This is a genomic window from Pseudomonas sp. B21-051, from assembly GCF_024748795.1.
Lineage (GTDB): Bacteria > Pseudomonadota > Gammaproteobacteria > Pseudomonadales > Pseudomonadaceae > Aquipseudomonas > Aquipseudomonas putida_A.
On sequence record NZ_CP087166.1, the window covers coordinates 4,599,102 to 4,615,954 of the forward strand.

The 16,853-nt window shown below is 60.6% G+C and carries 14 protein-coding genes and 1 pseudogene; 7 read left to right on the forward strand and 8 right to left on the reverse strand.

Annotation, left to right across the window (positions count from 1 at the left end):
- Position 1 precedes the first annotated feature (1 nt).
- The 4 genes from LOY52_RS20700 to secA all read right to left on the reverse strand — a co-directional run bounded on the left by LOY52_RS20700 (position 2) and on the right by secA (position 5,954).
- Entirely contained in the window at positions 2-949 is a 948-nt protein-coding gene (locus tag LOY52_RS20700; RefSeq protein WP_258675795.1) for a Nudix family hydrolase, read from the reverse strand.
- On the reverse strand, positions 946-1,578 hold the full coding sequence (locus LOY52_RS20705; RefSeq protein ID WP_258675797.1) for a glutathione S-transferase family protein: 633 nt from the start codon (positions 1,576-1,578) through the stop codon (positions 946-948). Before LOY52_RS20705 ends, LOY52_RS20700 begins: the two co-directional genes overlap by 4 nt.
- 286 nt (positions 1,579-1,864) lie before the next feature.
- Positions 1,865-3,082 (reverse strand): bifunctional glutamate N-acetyltransferase/amino-acid acetyltransferase ArgJ, encoded by a 1,218-nt coding sequence (gene argJ, locus LOY52_RS20710; protein ID WP_258675798.1) that lies wholly within the window; start codon positions 3,080-3,082, stop codon positions 1,865-1,867.
- A gap of 136 nt (positions 3,083-3,218) precedes the next feature.
- Complete coding sequence (secA, locus tag LOY52_RS20715; protein ID WP_202368859.1) at positions 3,219-5,954, reverse strand: preprotein translocase subunit SecA; 2,736 nt, start codon at positions 5,952-5,954, stop codon at positions 3,219-3,221.
- Positions 5,955-6,261: 307 nt separating this feature from the next.
- Between secA and LOY52_RS20720 the strand changes: the two genes are divergently transcribed.
- On the forward strand, positions 6,262-6,717 hold the full coding sequence (locus LOY52_RS20720; RefSeq protein WP_045122019.1) for a DUF721 domain-containing protein: 456 nt from the start codon (positions 6,262-6,264) through the stop codon (positions 6,715-6,717).
- 89 nt (positions 6,718-6,806) lie between these two features.
- Here LOY52_RS20720 and LOY52_RS20725 read toward each other — a convergent pair whose 3' ends face one another.
- Complete coding sequence (locus LOY52_RS20725) at positions 6,807-8,294, reverse strand: DUF853 domain-containing protein (RefSeq protein WP_258675799.1); 1,488 nt, start codon at positions 8,292-8,294, stop codon at positions 6,807-6,809.
- A gap of 330 nt (positions 8,295-8,624) precedes the next feature.
- Between LOY52_RS20725 and LOY52_RS27535 the strand changes: the two are divergent.
- The 5 genes and pseudogenes from LOY52_RS27535 to LOY52_RS20745 all read left to right on the forward strand — a co-directional run.
- Positions 8,625-9,464, forward strand: a pseudogene (locus LOY52_RS27535) (cache domain-containing protein); the annotation flags it as partial.
- Between the two features lie 141 nt (positions 9,465-9,605).
- Entirely contained in the window at positions 9,606-10,370 is a 765-nt protein-coding gene (locus LOY52_RS27540; RefSeq protein WP_371859049.1) for a methyl-accepting chemotaxis protein, read from the forward strand.
- 195 nt (positions 10,371-10,565) lie between these two features.
- Positions 10,566-11,657 carry a glycosyltransferase family 1 protein gene (locus LOY52_RS20735; RefSeq protein WP_258679960.1) on the forward strand — a complete coding sequence of 364 codons (1,092 nt, stop codon included), beginning with the start codon at positions 10,566-10,568 and terminating at the stop codon, positions 11,655-11,657.
- Positions 11,650-12,426 (forward strand): polysaccharide deacetylase family protein, encoded by a 777-nt coding sequence (locus LOY52_RS20740; RefSeq protein WP_258675800.1) that lies wholly within the window; start codon positions 11,650-11,652, stop codon positions 12,424-12,426. Before LOY52_RS20735 ends, LOY52_RS20740 begins: the two co-directional genes overlap by 8 nt.
- Positions 12,423-13,418, forward strand: coding sequence for a lysylphosphatidylglycerol synthase transmembrane domain-containing protein (locus LOY52_RS20745; RefSeq protein ID WP_258675801.1), 996 nt, complete (start codon positions 12,423-12,425; stop codon positions 13,416-13,418). The genes LOY52_RS20740 and LOY52_RS20745 overlap by 4 nt, the downstream gene beginning before the upstream one ends.
- A 72-nt stretch (positions 13,419-13,490) precedes the next feature.
- Here LOY52_RS20745 and LOY52_RS20750 read toward each other — a convergent pair whose 3' ends face one another.
- On the reverse strand, positions 13,491-13,658 hold the full coding sequence (locus LOY52_RS20750; RefSeq protein WP_258675802.1) for a hypothetical protein: 168 nt from the start codon (positions 13,656-13,658) through the stop codon (positions 13,491-13,493).
- An 88-nt stretch (positions 13,659-13,746) separates the two neighbouring features.
- On the reverse strand, positions 13,747-14,595 hold the full coding sequence (gene purU / locus LOY52_RS20755) for a formyltetrahydrofolate deformylase (RefSeq protein WP_003227580.1): 849 nt from the start codon (positions 14,593-14,595) through the stop codon (positions 13,747-13,749).
- Between the two features lie 335 nt (positions 14,596-14,930).
- Between purU and mvaT the strand changes: the two genes are divergently transcribed.
- Positions 14,931-15,308 carry a histone-like nucleoid-structuring protein MvaT gene (gene mvaT / locus LOY52_RS20760; protein ID WP_003227581.1) on the forward strand — a complete coding sequence of 126 codons (378 nt, stop codon included), beginning with the start codon at positions 14,931-14,933 and terminating at the stop codon, positions 15,306-15,308.
- Between the two features lie 103 nt (positions 15,309-15,411).
- Here mvaT and sbcB read toward each other — a convergent pair whose 3' ends face one another.
- On the reverse strand, positions 15,412-16,842 hold the full coding sequence (gene sbcB, locus LOY52_RS20765; RefSeq protein WP_258675803.1) for an exodeoxyribonuclease I: 1,431 nt from the start codon (positions 16,840-16,842) through the stop codon (positions 15,412-15,414).
- Positions 16,843-16,853 lie beyond the last annotated feature (11 nt).

A 16,853-nucleotide genomic window follows, 5' to 3' on the forward strand; every position in this document is an offset into this window, starting at 1 on the left:
TCTACAGAGAATCCGGCCAGAATGCGCGAATCCCCGCCACACCCTGCGCGCCAACACCCCAGGCCTTCTCACGTTCCGCCGGGCCAACCCCACCCAACAGAAACACCGGCTTACTGAAGCCCTCGATCAACGTCGAAGCCTGCTCCCAGCCCAACGGCTGCGCATCCGGGTGGGTCAAGGTTGGTTGAACCGGCGACAGGGTGACGAAATCCACGCCCATCTGCTCGGCCAGCGCCAGTTCTTCAGCGTTATGGCAGGACGCCGCCAACCAGCGCTCGGCCGGCAACGGTCGCCCTGCTGCGGCGTATTTGCGCAGTTGCGCGGCGGTGATGTGCCAACCGGCCGACGGGAAATCGCCGAGCCATTCGAACGGCCCCTTGATCATCAACTGCGCCTTGCCGGCGCACAGACCGGCTGCATCCACCGCCAGATCGCGGTATTTGGGGTCATAGCCGTTCGGCGCGCGCAGCTGGATCAGTTTGATCCCGCCGGCAATCGCCTTCTGAATGCCGCGCAGCAAGGCCGGAGCTTCCAGATCTTCCGGAGTGATCAGGTATTCAGCAGGCAGGCGCGCTGCGGCCACGATCGGCTGATTGGCCGCCGGGAATTCATAGTTCAGCAGATCCTTGGCGGTCACCCAGGCCAGTGGCTGACCTTCGGCACCGTGGGGTTCACCGCTGAAGCTCGACACTTCCCAGACATCCAGCAACACCTGTTTGTCCGGGTAATCATGGCGAACCTTGATCAGTGGACGAGCGGCGCCAACGACAATGCCCAGCTCTTCCTGAAGCTCGCGAGCCAGCGCGCTTTCGACCGATTCGTCAGCCTCGACCTTGCCGCCGGGAAATTCCCACAAGCCGCCCTGATGCTGGGTATCGGCACGGCGGGCGATGAGGATTTTGCCGCTGTCGTCCCGAATGACGGCAGCCGCGACGTGTACGCGTTTCACGGATTCAATTCCTCCAGTCCAGCCTTTTGCCACGCCTTGAAGGCGGGCCATTGGTAGATGGTTTCAACATAGGCTTGATCAACCGCCGGCAACTGCACCTGGTAAGTCCGCAGGCGCACGGCAATCGGGGCGAAGAACGCGTCAGCCAGACTCACCCGGCCAAACAGATACGGCCCAGGTTCCGTGGCGGCAGCGCGGCATTCAGCCCACAGCGCGAGCATGCGTTCGATGTCGACCTTCACCTCTGGCGGCACCGGGTTGAGCGGTGCATCGTGGCTCAGGTTGAACGGCATGTGATTGCGCATCGCGAAGAAGCCGCTGTGCATCTGCGCGCAGGCGGATCGCGCCTGGGCACGGGCAAACAGGTCGATTGGCCAGAGCTGTTCGGACGGGAACTGCTCGGCCAGGTATTCGGCGATCGCCAGAGAGTCGGCGATGGTGCCGCGAGAAGTTTGCAGCAGCGGCACCTTGGCGGTCGGCGAATGCTTGAGCAACCGCTCGCGGGTGTCGGGCTTGCCGAGCCTGATCAGTTCTTCGCTGTAGGGAGCGCCGGTCAATTCCAGCGCCAGAGCGGCGCGCAAGGACCAGGAGGAAAGCAGTTTGTCGCCGATGATCAGGTGCAGAGACATGGTGTGGCGCCTTTTCGTCAGTGGAAAGCTTCAAGACTTGTAGTGACCGGGCCGACGCTTTCGCGGGCAAGCCCGCTCCCACAGTAGTTTCGGTCGTGCACAAATGTCGTGTACACCACAGAACCCTGTGGGAGCGGGCTTGCTCGCGAAGAGGCCGGCACATTCAACATTGATATTGCCTGACACAACGCCATCGCGAGCAGGCTCGCTCCCACATTGGATCGTGTTGTCACAAATCCCCCTGTGGGAGCGAGCCTTCTCGCGAAAGAAGCGACCCGGTCTTGGATCAGGTGCGGTACTCGGCGTTGATCTTCACGTATTCATGCGACAGGTCGGTGGTCCAGATGGTTTCGCTGCAATCACCGCGACCCAGCTCGATGCGGATGGTGATCTCTTCCTGCTGCATCACCGCCGAGCCTTGCGCTTCAGTGTAGGTCGCTGCGCGCGCGCCACGGCTGGCGATGCACACGTCGCCGAGGAACACGTCGATCTTGCTCACATCAAGATTCGGCACGCCGGCACGGCCGACAGCGGCGAGAATACGGCCCCAGTTCGGGTCGGAAGCAAACAGCGCGGTCTTGATCAGCGGCGAGTGGGCCACGGTGTAACCGACGTCCAGGCATTCCTGATGATTGCCGCCGCCGTTGACTTCAACGGTAACGAACTTGGTCGCGCCTTCGCCGTCACGCACGATGGCCTGGGCCACATCCATGCACACTTCGAACACAGCCTGTTTCAGCTTGTTGAACAGCTCGCCTTCGGCGCGGGTGATTTCCGGCAGTGCAGCCTTGCCGGTGGCAATCAGCATGCAGCAGTCGTTGGTGGAGGTATCGCCGTCGATGGTGATGCGGTTGAACGACTTGTTCGCGCCGTCGAGCATCAGGTTGTGCAGCACGTCGCGGGAGACTTTGGCGTCGGTAGCGATGTAGCCGAGCATGGTCGCCATGTTCGGGCGAATCATGCCTGCACCTTTGCTGATCCCGGTGACGGTAATGGTCACGCCATCATGCTCGAACTGGCGGCTGGCACCCTTGGGCAGGGTGTCGGTGGTCATGATGCCAGTGGCGGCAGCTTCCCAGTTGTTTTCCGACAGATCATCCAGTGCGGCCTGCAGCGCGCCTTCGATCTTCTCGACCGGCAGCGGCTCACCGATCACGCCGGTGGAGTACGGCAGGATCTGGCTGGCATCGACACCGGTCAGCTCGGCCAATTTGGCCGTGGTGCGCTCGGCAGCCGCCAGGCCCGGCTCACCGGTGCCGGCGTTGGCGTTACCGGTGTTGGTCAGCAGGTAACGCACGTCGTTCTGCACACGTTTTTTCGCCAGGATCACCGGCGCGGCGCAAAAGGCGTTCAACGTGAACACACCGGCCACGGTCGAACCTTCGGCACAGCGCATCACTACCACATCCTTGCGCCCCGGGCGCTTGATGCCGGCCGAGGCAATACCGAGTTCAAAACCGGCAACCGGGTGCAACGTTGGCAAAGGACCAAGACCAACAGCCATGAATGCGCTCCTTACTCAATGATGTCAGCACCGCTCTCTTGCCGTTTTCGACAGAAGGGCGGTGGATTGAATGGCAAAACGCCGCGACGGCAGGAGCCGGTCGCGGCGCGGGTATTTCAGCGATTGAAACGGGGGGTTACTGGATCTGCCCGTGGCAATGCTTGAATTTCTTGCCCGAACCGCAGTAGCACAGTTCGTTGCGCCCCAGCTTCTGCTCGTTGCGTACCGGCGCAGTGGCGAGGGCTACATCGACCTCTTCACCCAGCACTTCCGGCTGCTCCAGACCAGGGGCCTCGGCGTGTTCGAACTGCATGCGGGCGGCCAGTGCTTCGGCCTCCTGACGCAGACGTTGCTCTTCGGCTTCCGGATCTTCGCGGCGTACCTGAACGTGCGACAGCACCCGGATCGAATCGCGCTTGATCGAATCCAGCAGCTCGGAGAACAGCGTGAACGACTCGCGCTTGTATTCCTGCTTAGGGTTCTTCTGGGCGTAGCCACGCAGGTGGATGCCGTGACGCAGGTGATCCATGGTCGACAGGTGGTCTTTCCACAGATCGTCCAGCACGCGCAGAACGATCTGCTTCTCGAACGAGCGCAGCGCTTCGGCACCGGCCTGATCTTCTTTCTCGTTGTACGCCGCCATCAGCTCGACCATCAGCTTCTCGCGCAGCGTCTCTTCGTACAGGTGATCGTCTTCGTCGAGCCATTGCTGGATCGGCAGTTTCACCCCGAAGTCGCTTTCCAGCGAAGCTTCCAGACCGGCCACGTCCCACTGCTCTGGCAGCGATTGCGGCGGAATGTGTGCGCTGACGGTGGCGTTGAGCACGTCCTGACGGAAGTCGGCAATGGTTTCACCGATGTTGTCGGCGGCCAGCAACGTGTTACGCATGTGATAGATCACTTTACGCTGTTCGTTGTTGACGTCGTCGAACTCGAGCAGTTGCTTGCGGATGTCGAAGTTGCGACCTTCCACCTTGCGCTGCGCCTTCTCGATCGCGTTGGTCACCATACGGTGCTCGATCGCTTCGCCAGGCTGCATGCCCAGGGCTTTCATGAAGTTCTTCACCCGATCGGAGGCGAAGATGCGCATCAGGCTGTCTTCCAGCGACAGGTAGAAGCGGCTGGAACCGGCATCACCCTGACGACCGGCACGGCCACGCAACTGGTTGTCGATACGACGGGATTCGTGACGCTCGGAGGCGATCACCTGCAGACCGCCGGATTCCAGCACCTGCTGGTGACGCTTCTGCCAGTCGGCCTTGATCTGGGCGATCTGCTCGGGGCTAGGGTTTTCCAGCGCCGCGACTTCCACTTCCCAGTTACCGCCCAACAGGATGTCGGTACCACGACCAGCCATGTTGGTGGCGATGGTCAGGGCGCCCGGACGACCGGCTTGCGCGATGATCTCGGCTTCTTTTTCGTGGAACTTGGCGTTGAGAACCTTGTGCTCGATGCCTTCCTTGTTGAGCAGGCTGGACACGTGCTCGGAAGTTTCGATGGTCGCGGTACCCACCAGGATCGGACGGCCCTGGGCCATGCCTTCCTTGATGTCGTTGATGATCGCCGCATATTTCTCTTCGGCGGTCAGGAACACCAGGTCGTTGAAATCTTTACGCGCCAACGGCTTGTTCGGCGGGATCACCATGACCTGCAGGCCATAGATCTGGTGGAATTCGAACGCTTCGGTGTCAGCAGTACCGGTCATGCCGGACAGCTTGGTGTACAGACGGAAGTAGTTCTGGAACGTGGTCGAGGCCAGGGTCTGGCTCTCGGCCTGAATGTTCAGACCTTCCTTGGCTTCGATGGCCTGGTGCAGGCCTTCGGACAGACGACGACCCGGCATGGTACGACCGGTGTGTTCGTCGACCAGTACGACCTGACCGTCCTGCACGATGTATTCGACGTTGCGGTGGAACAGCTTGTGCGCACGCAGACCCGAATAGACGTGGGTCAGCAGGCCCAGGTTATGCGCCGAGTACAGGCTCTCGCCTTCGGCCAGCAGACCGACGCCGGTGAGCATTTCTTCGATGTACTGGTGACCGGCTTCGTTGAGTTCGACCTGACGGGTCTTCTCGTCGATGGTGTAGTGACCGGCCTTGGTGACCTGGCCTTCGACTTCTTCGACGTGCAGTTCCAGCTGCGGGATCAGTTTGTTGATCTCCATGTACAGCTTGGAACTGTCCTCGGCCTGACCGGAAATGATCAGCGGGGTACGGGCTTCGTCGATAAGGATGGAGTCGACTTCGTCGATCACGGCAAAATTGAGTTCGCGCTGGAATTTCTCTTCCATGCTGAACGCCATGTTGTCGCGCAGGTAGTCGAAACCGAATTCGTTGTTGGTGCCGTAGGTGATGTCGGCAGCATAGGCGGCGCGCTTCTCTTCCGGCGGCTGGAACGGCGTCACGACGCCGACGGTCAGGCCGAGGAATTCATACAGCGGACGCATCCAGTTGGCGTCGCGGCGGGCCAGATAGTCGTTCACGGTCACAACGTGCACGCCCTTGCCGGACAGCGCGTTGAGGTAAACGCCCAGGGTCGCTACGAGGGTTTTACCCTCACCGGTACGCATTTCGGCAATCATGCCTTCATGCAGGGTCATGCCGCCGATCAACTGGACGTCGAAGTGGCGCATGCCCATGACGCGCTTGCCCGCTTCACGTGCGACCGCGAAGGCTTCAGGCAACAGCTTGTCGAGGGATTCCCCTTTGGCGATACGGGCCTTGAACTCGTTGGTCTTGGCGCGCAATTGATCGTCCGAAAGGGCCACCATTTGCTCTTCGAAGGCATTGACGAGCTGCACCGTCTTGAGCATGCGTTTGACTTCACGCTCGTTCTTGCTTCCAAAAAGTTTCTTTAACAAAGGCGCAAACATATCGGCAGGATCTTCCACACTAAAGGGATGGAGGGCGGCCCCGTGAGTCGCCCGTGCAGCCCTCATGGCCGCATGCGAACGAGCATTCTACCCGGAAACGGTGGTGAGGAAAGTGGCGATATTCCACGATGCTGGCACTGCGCTTTGACGGGGCTCACTTAAAATAGGGGCGTTTTGCTCAACTTCAACCCATACGGGAAAGAAGTTAGTCGTTGATTTAATGAACAAAGCAGGGACAAAAGCAATGGGCGAGTGGTTCCGTTGCTTTCTGCTACCATGGCGCCTCTGTTACTTCAGGTGTTCGATCATGGCATTTCGCCCCCTTACAGCCAGAGCGCCCGCCGTTCTGCTACGCGAAGCCAAGCCGCTCAAAGCCATTCTTGGCCATGCCCAACGCCTCGCTCATCTGCAACGCCTGCTTGAAAGCCAACTGCAACCCGCCGCTCGCGCACACTGTCATGTGGCCAAGTGGCGTGAAGGCGAACTGTCACTGGTGGTCACCGACGGCCATTGGGCCACACGCCTGCGCTACCAGCAAAAACGCCTGCAACGGCAACTGCAGCTATTCGAAGAGTTCGCCAACCTGACGCGAATCAAATTCAGCGTGCGACCACCAATCGTCCAGCCTGGGGCTGTCGGGCACACGATGGACCTGTCGAGCGATGCGGCGGCGACCATTCAGTCCACGGCCGACGGGATCAGTGATCCTGGCCTGCGCGCGGCGCTTGAGCGTCTGGCGGCGCACGCTAAAGACAAGGCCTGAAGCAAAAGCAAAAGATCGCAGCCTGCGACAGCTCCTGCATTGGGAATGCGTTCCCCTGCAGGAGCTGCCGCAGGCTGCGATCTTTGCTTTTAGCGGCGTTTACTGCCGCCGAGCAACGAGCCCATCAAACCGCGCACCAGTTGCTTGCCCAGATTGTTGGCCGCCTGGCGCATCGCCGACTTCAAGGCCTGCCCCGCCGCCGTGCCCAGAAACTCTCCGGCACGATCAGCCAGGCTCGGCTCTTCGGCTGCCGGCTTACCCGCTGGCGCATCCGCCTCCGGCGCCAGATCCTTGCGACCCATCAGGATTTCATACGCCGACTCACGATCGATCGGTTTGTCATATCGGCCCTTGAACGGCGACCCGGCAATCAGCATCGTGCGTTCGGTTTCGCTCAACGGCCCGATCCGCGACTGTGGCGGCGCCACCAGCACCCGCTGGACCATCTCCGGCGTGCCTTTTTCCTGCAGCGTCCCCACCAGTGCTTCGCCGATACCCAATTCCGTCAGTACCGACAAAGTGTCGAACGCCGGATTTGGCCGGAAGCCATCGGCTACCGCCCGCAGGGATTTCTGTTCCTTGGCGGTGAATGCACGCAAGCCATGCTGAATCCGCAGGCCAAGTTGCGCCAGCACGTCATCCGGCAGGTCGCCCGGCGACTGGGTGACGAAATACACACCCACGCCTTTCGAGCGAATCAGCCGCACCACCTGCTCCAAACGCTCCTGCAACGCCTTGGGCGTATCGCCGAACAGCAAATGCGCTTCATCAAAGAACAACGCCAGCAACGGTTTGTCGGCATCGCCGCGCTCCGGCAACTGCTCGAACAGCTCGGCCAGCAGCCACAGCAGGAACGTCGCGTAGACCTTCGGCGCCTCGTGTACCAGACGGCTGGCATCGAGCAAATGAATCCGTCCACGGCCATCGGCGGCCGGTTGCAGAATGTCTTCCAGTTGCAGCGCAGGTTCGCCGAACAAGGCTTCAGCGCCCTGCTGTTCCAGGGTCGCCAGCCGACGCAACAGTGCCTGGCTGGAACCGGTGGTCATCAGCGCCGCGTCTTCGCCCAGCAACTGCGGGTTGTCCTTGAGGTGATTGAGCAGCGCCTTGAGGTCTTTCAGATCCAGCAGCAACAGGCCTTCGCGATCGGCCACTTTAAATGCCGCGTACAGCGCCGACTGCTGGCTGTCGGTCAGTTCCAGCAGGCTGCCGATCAGCAACGGGCCCATTTCACTCAAGGTGGTGCGCAACGGATGACCGGATTCCCCGTGAATGTCCCACAGCGTCACCGGATAAGCCTGCGGCTTGTGCTCGAGCCAGGGCATCCCGGCGATGCGCTCGGCAACCTTGCCCTGCGGATTGCCGGCGGCACCGAGGCCGCACAGGTCGCCCTTGATGTCGGCGGCGAACACCGCCACGCCGGCATCACTGAACGCTTCGGCAAGGCGTTGCAAAGTCACGGTTTTGCCGGTCCCGGTCGCTCCGGCGATCAGCCCGTGGCGGTTGGCCAGGCGCATGGCCTGAGCAATCGGTTGCCCCGCCAGATCGGCGCCGATAACGAGTTGCGATGTGTCAGGCATTTTGTCACCTATGGTTAATCTTTCATTCGCTGTGGCCGATAGATAAGGGCGAGAACCTGACTGAAAAGTCGGTCGGACATTTCCCTAAGGAGAGTCGGAAATATCAGTTTGTTTCACCCTTGCCCATTTTGCGCGTCTTTATAAAAGCACGCCCAGGACATTAAGACCTTAGCGGAACCCCAAGCCATGAACAAAAACCTGCGCTTCAGCCATAAAATTTTGCTTGCCGCCGCCCTCATCGTCATCGCCGCTTTCGCCTCGTTTACGCTGTACAACGATTGGCTGCAACGCAACGCGATCCGCGATGACCTGAACAACTATCTCAACGAGATGGGCGAAGTCACCGCCGACAACATCCAGACCTGGCTCAACGGGCGCATTCTGCTGGTCGAGAACGCCGCCCAGAACATCGCCATCAATCCGGAACCGGCCAACGTCGCCAGCCTGCTGGAACAGAAATCCCTGACCTCGACGTTCATGGCCACTTACCTGGGCGATGCCACCGGTCACTTCACCATCCGCCCGGACGTGAAGATGCCGGACGGTTTCGATCCACGGGTGCGCCCTTGGTACAAAGGCGCCGAGAGCAGCAGCGCCTCGACCCTGACCGAACCGTACATCGACGCCGCCACCGGCCAGTTGATCATCTCGATCGCCACCGCCTCGAAAAAGGCCGGCCAGAGCGTCGGCGTGGTGGGCGGCGACCTGAGCCTGCAAACCCTGGTCGACACCCTCACCGCCCGGGACTTCTCCGGCATGGGCTACGCCTTCCTGGTCAGCGCCGACGGCAAGATCCTCGTGCACCCGGACAAGGCACTGGTGATGAAATCACTGAAAGAAGCCTATCCGCAGGACACCCCACGCATCAGCAGCGACTTCAGTGAAATCACCGTCGATGGCAAGACGCGCATCGTCAGCTTCACCCCGATCAAAGGCCTGCCGTCGGTCAACTGGTACATCGGTCTGTCGGTGGACAAGGACAAAGCCTTCTCGATGCTCAGCGAGTTCCGCACCTCGGCGGTGATTGCCACGGTGATTGCGGTGGTGATCATCATCGCGTTGCTGGGCATGCTGATTCGCCTGCTGATCCAGCCGCTGCACGTCATGACCCGCGCCATGGAAGACATCGCCGACGGTGAAGGCGACCTGACCAAGCGCCTGACCATCGTCAACAACGATGAGTTTGGCGTGCTGGGTACCGCATTCAACCGTTTCGTCGAGCGTATTCACGGCTCGATCCGCGAAGTGTCGTCGGCCACCGGGCAGGTCAACGAGGTCGCGCTGCGCGTGGTCGCGGCGTCCAACTCGTCGATGTACAACTCCGACCAGCAAGCCTCGCGCACCAGCAGCGTCGCCGCCGCGATCAATCAACTGGGCGCCGCCGCACAGGAAATCGCCCGCAACGCCGCGCAAGCCTCGAACCAGGCCAGTGATGCCCGCGGCCTCGCCGAAGACGGCCAGCAAGTGGTGGATCGCAGCATCAAGGCGATGAATCAACTGTCGAGCATGCTCAGCGCCTCCAGTACCAACATCGAGTCGCTGAACAGCAAAACCGTGAACATCGGGCAGATCCTCGAAGTGATCACCAGCATCTCCCAGCAGACCAACCTGCTGGCACTCAACGCCGCGATCGAAGCGGCGCGGGCCGGTGAAGCCGGACGCGGTTTTGCCGTGGTCGCCGACGAAGTGCGCAATCTGGCGCACCGCACTCAGGAATCGGCGCAGCAGGTGCAAACCATGATCGAGGAGCTGCAAGTCGGCGCCCGTGAATCGGTGAGCACCATGAGCGACAGCCAGCGCCACAGCCAGGACAGCGTGGAAATCGCCAACCTCGCCGGCGAACGCCTGAACAGCGTGACCCAGCGTATCGGCGAGATCGACGGGATGAACCAGTCGGTGGCAACAGCGACCGAGGAGCAGACCGCAGTGGTGGAATCCATCAACGTCGACATCACCGAGATCAACACGCTGAACCAGGAAGGCGTCGAGAACCTGCAAGCGACCTTGCGCGCCTGTTCGGATCTGGAGCAGCAGGCTTCGCGCCTGAAGCAGCTGGTCGGCAGTTTCCGCATCTAAGATCAAAAGATCGCAGCCTGCGGCAGCTCCTACAGGGTGAACACACATCCTGTGTAGGAGCTGCCGCAGGCTGCGATCTTTTTACCCTTGAGACCCACCGCCAATTCCCGACCGAACATCTATTCTGGATAAAGGTCAACCAAGGGAGTGCAACGCAGCGGAGGGTTGATCACTGTGCATATCGCCGACATCACCATGTTCTACGCCCCGGCCAGCGGCGGCGTACGCACCTATCTGGACGCCAAGCATCGTCGGCTGGGCGTCAAACCCGGGATTCGCCACAGCCTGCTGATCCCCGGCGCGCATTTGAGTGAACACGATGGCGTCTACACGGTTCCGGCCCCCGCCCTGCCCTTTGGCAAGGGTTATCGCTTTCCGTTGCGTCTCGCCCCTTGGCGCAATGTCCTGCAGGATTTGCAGCCCGATCTGATCGAAGTCGGCGATCCGTACCTCACCGCGTGGGCGGCGCTCGACGCACGGCGCCAGCTGGATGTACCGGTGATCGGCTTTTATCACTCGGATCTACCCCTTCTGGTCGGCAATCGCATGGGCCATTGGGTCACGCCGAATGTCGAGGCGTACGTCAGCAAACTGTATGGCAACTTCGACCGGGTGCTGGCGCCGAGTCAGGTGATGGCCGACAAGCTCGGGGGCCTGGGGGTGCGCAACGTTTTCGTCCAGCCGTTGGGGGTGGATCTGCAAACTTTCCGCCCCGATGCCCGCGACAGCGGCCTGCGCGCCGAACTGGGGATTGCCGAAGACACGCGTCTGCTGATCTTCGCCGGACGCGGCTCCAAGGAAAAAAACCTGCCGGTGCTGCTCAAGTGCATGCAACGCCTCGGTCCACGCTATCACCTGCTGCTGGTCGGCTCGTCGATGCCTGCCATGGTCCCGGACAATGTCAGCGTGATCGACGGATTCTGCCCGGCTGCCACCGTGGCCCGGTTGATGGCCAGCGCCGATGCGCTGCTGCATGCCGGCGATCAGGAAACCTTCGGTCTGGTGATCCTAGAAGCCATGGCCTGCGGGATTCCGGTAGTCGCCGTGGCGGCCGGAGCGTTTGAAGAAATCGTCGCCGAAGACTGCGGTTTGCTCTGTGCGCCGAACAACCCGCAAGCCATGGCCAATGCGGTGCGCGAGCTGTTCAGTCGCGGCTGCGTGAAACTCGGCCAACAAGCACGGCAACACGTCGAACGGCGTTATTCCTGGGACAGCGTGGTCGACAGCCTGCTCGGTCACTATCACGCGGTCCTCGGCCATGCGCTGCCTCGGGTGGCCAATGGCTGACTCCCTGAACCGCCGCGCCGTATTGCTGGTGCTGCACGACGTGGCGCCATCGACGTGGGCGGATTATCGGCCGTTTGTCGAGGCGGTCGACGCAATGGGTGGCGTGCCGATGACCTGGCTGGTCGTTCCGGATTTCCATGGTCACGACGCACTTGAGGATCATCCCGCGTTCTGCCGAATGCTCGGCGAGCGGCTGGCCCGTGGCGATGAACTGGCCTTGCACGGCTATTACCATGACGACCGCGAGCCGGCACCGACCACGCCGCGCGACTGGTTCATGCGCCGGATCTACACCCACGAAGGCGAGTTCTATCACCTGTCCCGTGAAGCTGCAATTGCTCGCCTGCGCGAAGGCATCGAACTGTTCCGGCGCAATGACTGGCCATTGCACGGTTTCGTCGCCCCGGCCTGGTTGATGAGCGAGGGCACGCGCCAGGCCCTTCGCGAAACGCCATTGCGCTACACCAGCGACCCGCAACATCTTTATCAATTGCCGGATTTCACCGTCATCAACGCCCCGGGCCTGGTCTGGAGTGCGCGCAGTGCCTGGCGCCGGGGTCTGTCAAAACTCGTCAGCGACCAACGCGAACAGCAATGGCGCGACGCGCCGGTGATTCGTCTAGGCTTGCACCCGGTAGACATGCGCCACGCCTTCGCGCGTGATTACTGGCTACGAACCGTTGAACGACTGCTGGCAGAAGGGCGCACGCCCATGACCAAAATCGACTGGCTCACCGAGCACCGCGGGCGAATGGAGCGCGCTGCATGAGTCGCGGCATTGTGCTGTTGATCGGCCTGCTCGCCGCTGTATTGATCCCGGTGCTGCTCGGCGGTGGCGAGATCGGTGCGCGCCTGCAAAATTTTCCGCTGCAATGGCTGCTGATCATGTTCGGCATGATTCTGCTCTGCTGGGGCATCAACACCCTGCGTTTGCGCCTGCTGCTGGGCGATCAACGCGATCGGGTAACACCGCTGAAAAGCCTCGGCGTGGTGATGGCCGCGGAATTTGCCTACTGCGCCACGCCCGGCGGCAGTGGCGGGCCGCTGACGATCATGGCGTTGCTGGCGCGCAGCGGCGTGCGCCCGGCCCGCGGCAGTGCGGTGTTTGCCATGGATCAGTTGAGTGATCTGTTGTTCTTTCTCTGCGCCCTGAGCGGCATCCTGATTTACGCCTTGTTTCAGCACCTCAGCGATCGCATGGAATGGTTGCTGATCGTCAGCGCCGTGTCGCTGTCAGGCGGGCTGTTGAGTTGCGTGCTGCTGGCGCGTTACCACCGCCGGCTGATCCGTTTGAACGGGCGCCTGCTGGCCGCCCTCAACGTGCAACCGGCCACGCGTCGGCGCTGGGCGCGCAAGCTGCTGCATTTTCTCGACGCGTTTATCGACACCCTCAAGCTGCCGTGGCAGACGCTGGTCAAGGTGTTCGCCCTGACCTGCATGCACTGGTTGCTGCGCTACAGCGTGCTGTACCTGGCCTTGCGCGGGCTGGGTGCAGACCTGCAATGGGCGTGGAGTTTTCTGGTACAGATGCTGTCATTGGGCGCCGGGCAATTGAGCCTGCTGCCCGGCGGCGCGGGCGCGGCGGAACTGACCTCGGCGGCGCTGCTGGCGCCTATGGTCGGCAAATCCACTGCAGCGGCGGCGATCCTGATCTGGCGGGTGGTGACGTTTTATTTCTACCTGGTGGTGGGTGGGCCGGTGTTTCTATTGATGCTCGGGCGGCCATTGCTCAAGAAGTTGCTGAAGATTCGACAAGCCTGAAAAGATCGCAGCCTTCGGCAGCTCCTACATGAAATGCGATCCCTGTAGGAGCTGCCGCAGGCTGCGATCTTTTCAGGCCTCTTCACCCGGTTCGGGCTGCAGCTGCTGCCACAGCTCGGCGGCCCCGGGAAACTCAGTGCCATCCTCCGGGCTCAGGTCATCCGGGTCGTAGCGGCTCAGACAACCTTCGCCCAAAGTGGCAGGCGCTTTGGAAGTGGCTTTGTCCAGTGGATCGCTCACAGGCAGTTCCTCAAGGGCTGAAACGAAAAAAGGGCCTGGGACGATTGAACGCCCAGGCCCTTCTTTATTCAAGTACGCGCAGGTTCGATCAGAACACCACGGTCTTGTTGCCGTGCACCAGCACGCGGTCTTCGAGGTGATAACGCAGGCCACGGGCCAACACCATCTTCTCGACGTCACGGCCGAAACGCACCATGTCTTCGATGCTGTCGCTGTGGCTGACACGCACCACGTCCTGCTCGATGATAGGACCGGCGTCCAGCTCTTCGGTCACGTAATGGCAAGTCGCACCGATCAGCTTCACGCCGCGCAGCGACGCCTGATGGTAAGGTTTGGCGCCAACGAACGACGGCAGGAAGCTGTGGTGAATGTTGATCACCTTGTGCGCGTATTCGCGGCACAGCGCCGGCGGCAGGATCTGCATGTAGCGCGCCAGCACCACTACTTCGGCATCGTGCTGTTTGACCAGACGCGAGACTTCGGCGAACGCCGGCTCCTTGTCCTGCGGATTGACCGGGACATGGTAATAAGGAATGCCGTGCCACTCGACCATGCTGCGCAGGTCGTTGTGGTTGGAAATCACGCAGGAGATTTCGCAATCGAGCTCGTCGCTGTGCCAGCGGTGCAGCAAGTCGGCCAGGCAGTGGGATTCGCGGCTGGCCATCAGCACCACGCGTTTCTTCTGCTCGGTGTCGGTGATGCGCCAGTCCATCGAGAACTCTTCGGCGATCGGCGCAAACTTCTCGCGCAGCACTTCAATACCGAACGGCAGCGAATCGGCGCGGATCTCGTGACGCATGAAGAACCAGCCGTTCTGATTATCCGAGTGGTGGCTCGCTTCGGTGATCCAACCGTTGTGGGAGGCCAGAAAGTTACTGACTTTGGCAACGATGCCAACGCGGTCAGGGCAGGAAATCACCAACCGAAAGGTGCGCATGGGGGGAAAACTCCAGAACTTCGCAAAGGCGGCCATTCTAGCGACTGTGCGCGGAAACTGCAGTATTGATGACCACATGTCCGCACGCAGGCCCGATTCCCGGCACTGACACCACGCGCGGCAAAACGATAGTCCTGCAGTGAAGCTGTTCGGCCAGATAATTGTGAATATTCGTGATGACTGCATCACATTATTTAAATGACCATTCAATTTACCGGTTATTCCACGTAACTAATTCAAATAAAAAACCGGTTAAATGTTTACTTGATGAAACAGCCTGACTATTATTGCGGCACTGTCCCTGCCATTCAACACATCCGCATAAGGTAGTTACCATGTCCTTGATCAACGAATATCGCGCCACCGAAGAAGCAATCAAAGAGCTGCAAGCGCGTTTGAAGAACCTGTCGCAAGACGACAAATTGCAAGCCGAGCTGGAATTCGAAGGCAAACTGCGCACCCTGATGGGCGAATACTCCAAGTCCCTGCGCGACATCATCGCCCTGCTGGATCCGGAATCGAAAACCAAAGGCACCCGTGGCGCCGCAGTCAAAACTACCGGCACCAAGCGCGCGCGCAAAGTTAAACAATACAAAAACCCGCATAACGGCGAAGTCATCGAAACCAAAGGTGGCAACCACAAGACTCTGAAAGAGTGGAAAGCCAAGTGGGGCGGTGACGTGGTTGAAGGCTGGGCTACCCTGCTGGGCTAAGCCGCAACGCCTGTCGCAGACTGATTCTGCGGCCCATGAAAAACGCCAGCGTACGCTGGCGTTTTTTTATGCCCGGCATTTCATGGGCACACTATGTTCGATTTCAAAGATTCAAACGTTTGCGCAATGCCTCGACATAATTCTGCCACTCACTGAGCACTTGATTCTGTTTCGGCGTAGCACTAAGTGCCCATTGCTGCGCGGCCTCGGCAAAAGATTGCAGGGTATTAGGCGCGCCCAATTGCGGCTCGGACAAACGCTGCTGACAGAATATTCTCCAGCGTTCTTGCTCCTCGGAATTCAACGTGTCGGGAAAGTTGCGTGCGCGATATCGAAAGAGTAATTCCGGCAGACGTTCATCATCGAACGGCCAGTGCTCTTGCGCTAATTGCGCCGGATCCGCCGTTCTCACTTGCTCGCATAGACGCCGATCGCGATCACCGATAAATCCATCGTACAACTGCTGTTCCGGATCTTCGCTGGGCGTGAAGTCTTCGCTGGCGTAAATCGCCGCGACTTTATCTTTCCAAACTTGTTGTGCGTCACTTAGCCGCAGTGCACGTGTCTGATACAGCGCCATGTCCAGGCCCAGACGCTGCTGATCGTCGGCACGCAACACCGACAACGGCGCCACCACCGGGCAGCGATTGATGTGAATCAGTTTCAGCGTCACCGGCAGTTCACCCTCGGCGAGGTCGTCGCGGCGGGTGTACAGGCGCTGGCGCAGGGTTTCGGCGTCAAGGTCCAGCAAGCCTTGCGGATCAAGGTGCAGGTCACAGACGATCAGCGCATTGCGATTGCGCGGATGCCAAGCCAATGGCAACACCACACCGACATAGTGGCGCGCCGCCGAAAAGCGTCCGGAGATATGCACCAGCGGTTGCAACAGGCGAATCTGATCCATGACCTTCTGCTTGCTGCGCAGTTGAAACAGCCAGTCATACAACTTCGGCTGTTTCTCGCGGATCAACCGCGCGAGCGCAATGGCGGCGCGCACGTCCGAGAGCGCTTCGTGCGCATGCCCATGGTCGATGTTGTTGGCCGCCGTCAGGCGTTCGAGCTTGAGGGTCACCTTGCCTTGATCGTCGGTCGGCCAGACCAGACCATCGGGACGTAATGCGTAAGCGGCGCGTACCACGTCGATCAAGTCCCAGCGACTGTTGCCACCCTGCCATTCACGGGCGTACGGGTCGAAGAAATTGCGATAGAGACTGTAGCGGGTCATCTCGTCGTCGAAACGCAGCGTGTTGTAACCCGCACCACAAGTGCCGGGCGCCGCCAGTTGCGCGTGCACGCGGGTCATGAAGTCGGCTTCGCTCAAACCCTGTTCGGCAAGACGGCTCGGGGTGATACCGGTAATGGCGCACGCCGCCGGGTGCGGCAGGATGTCTTCGCTGGGCTGGCAGTAGAGGTTGACCGGTTCGTCGATTTCATTGAGGTCATGGTCGGTGCGAATCCCGGCGACCTGCAGCGGACGGTCGTTGCGCGGATTGATGCCGGTGGTCTCGTAGTCGTACCAGAAGATTGAAGTCACGGGCGGTTCCT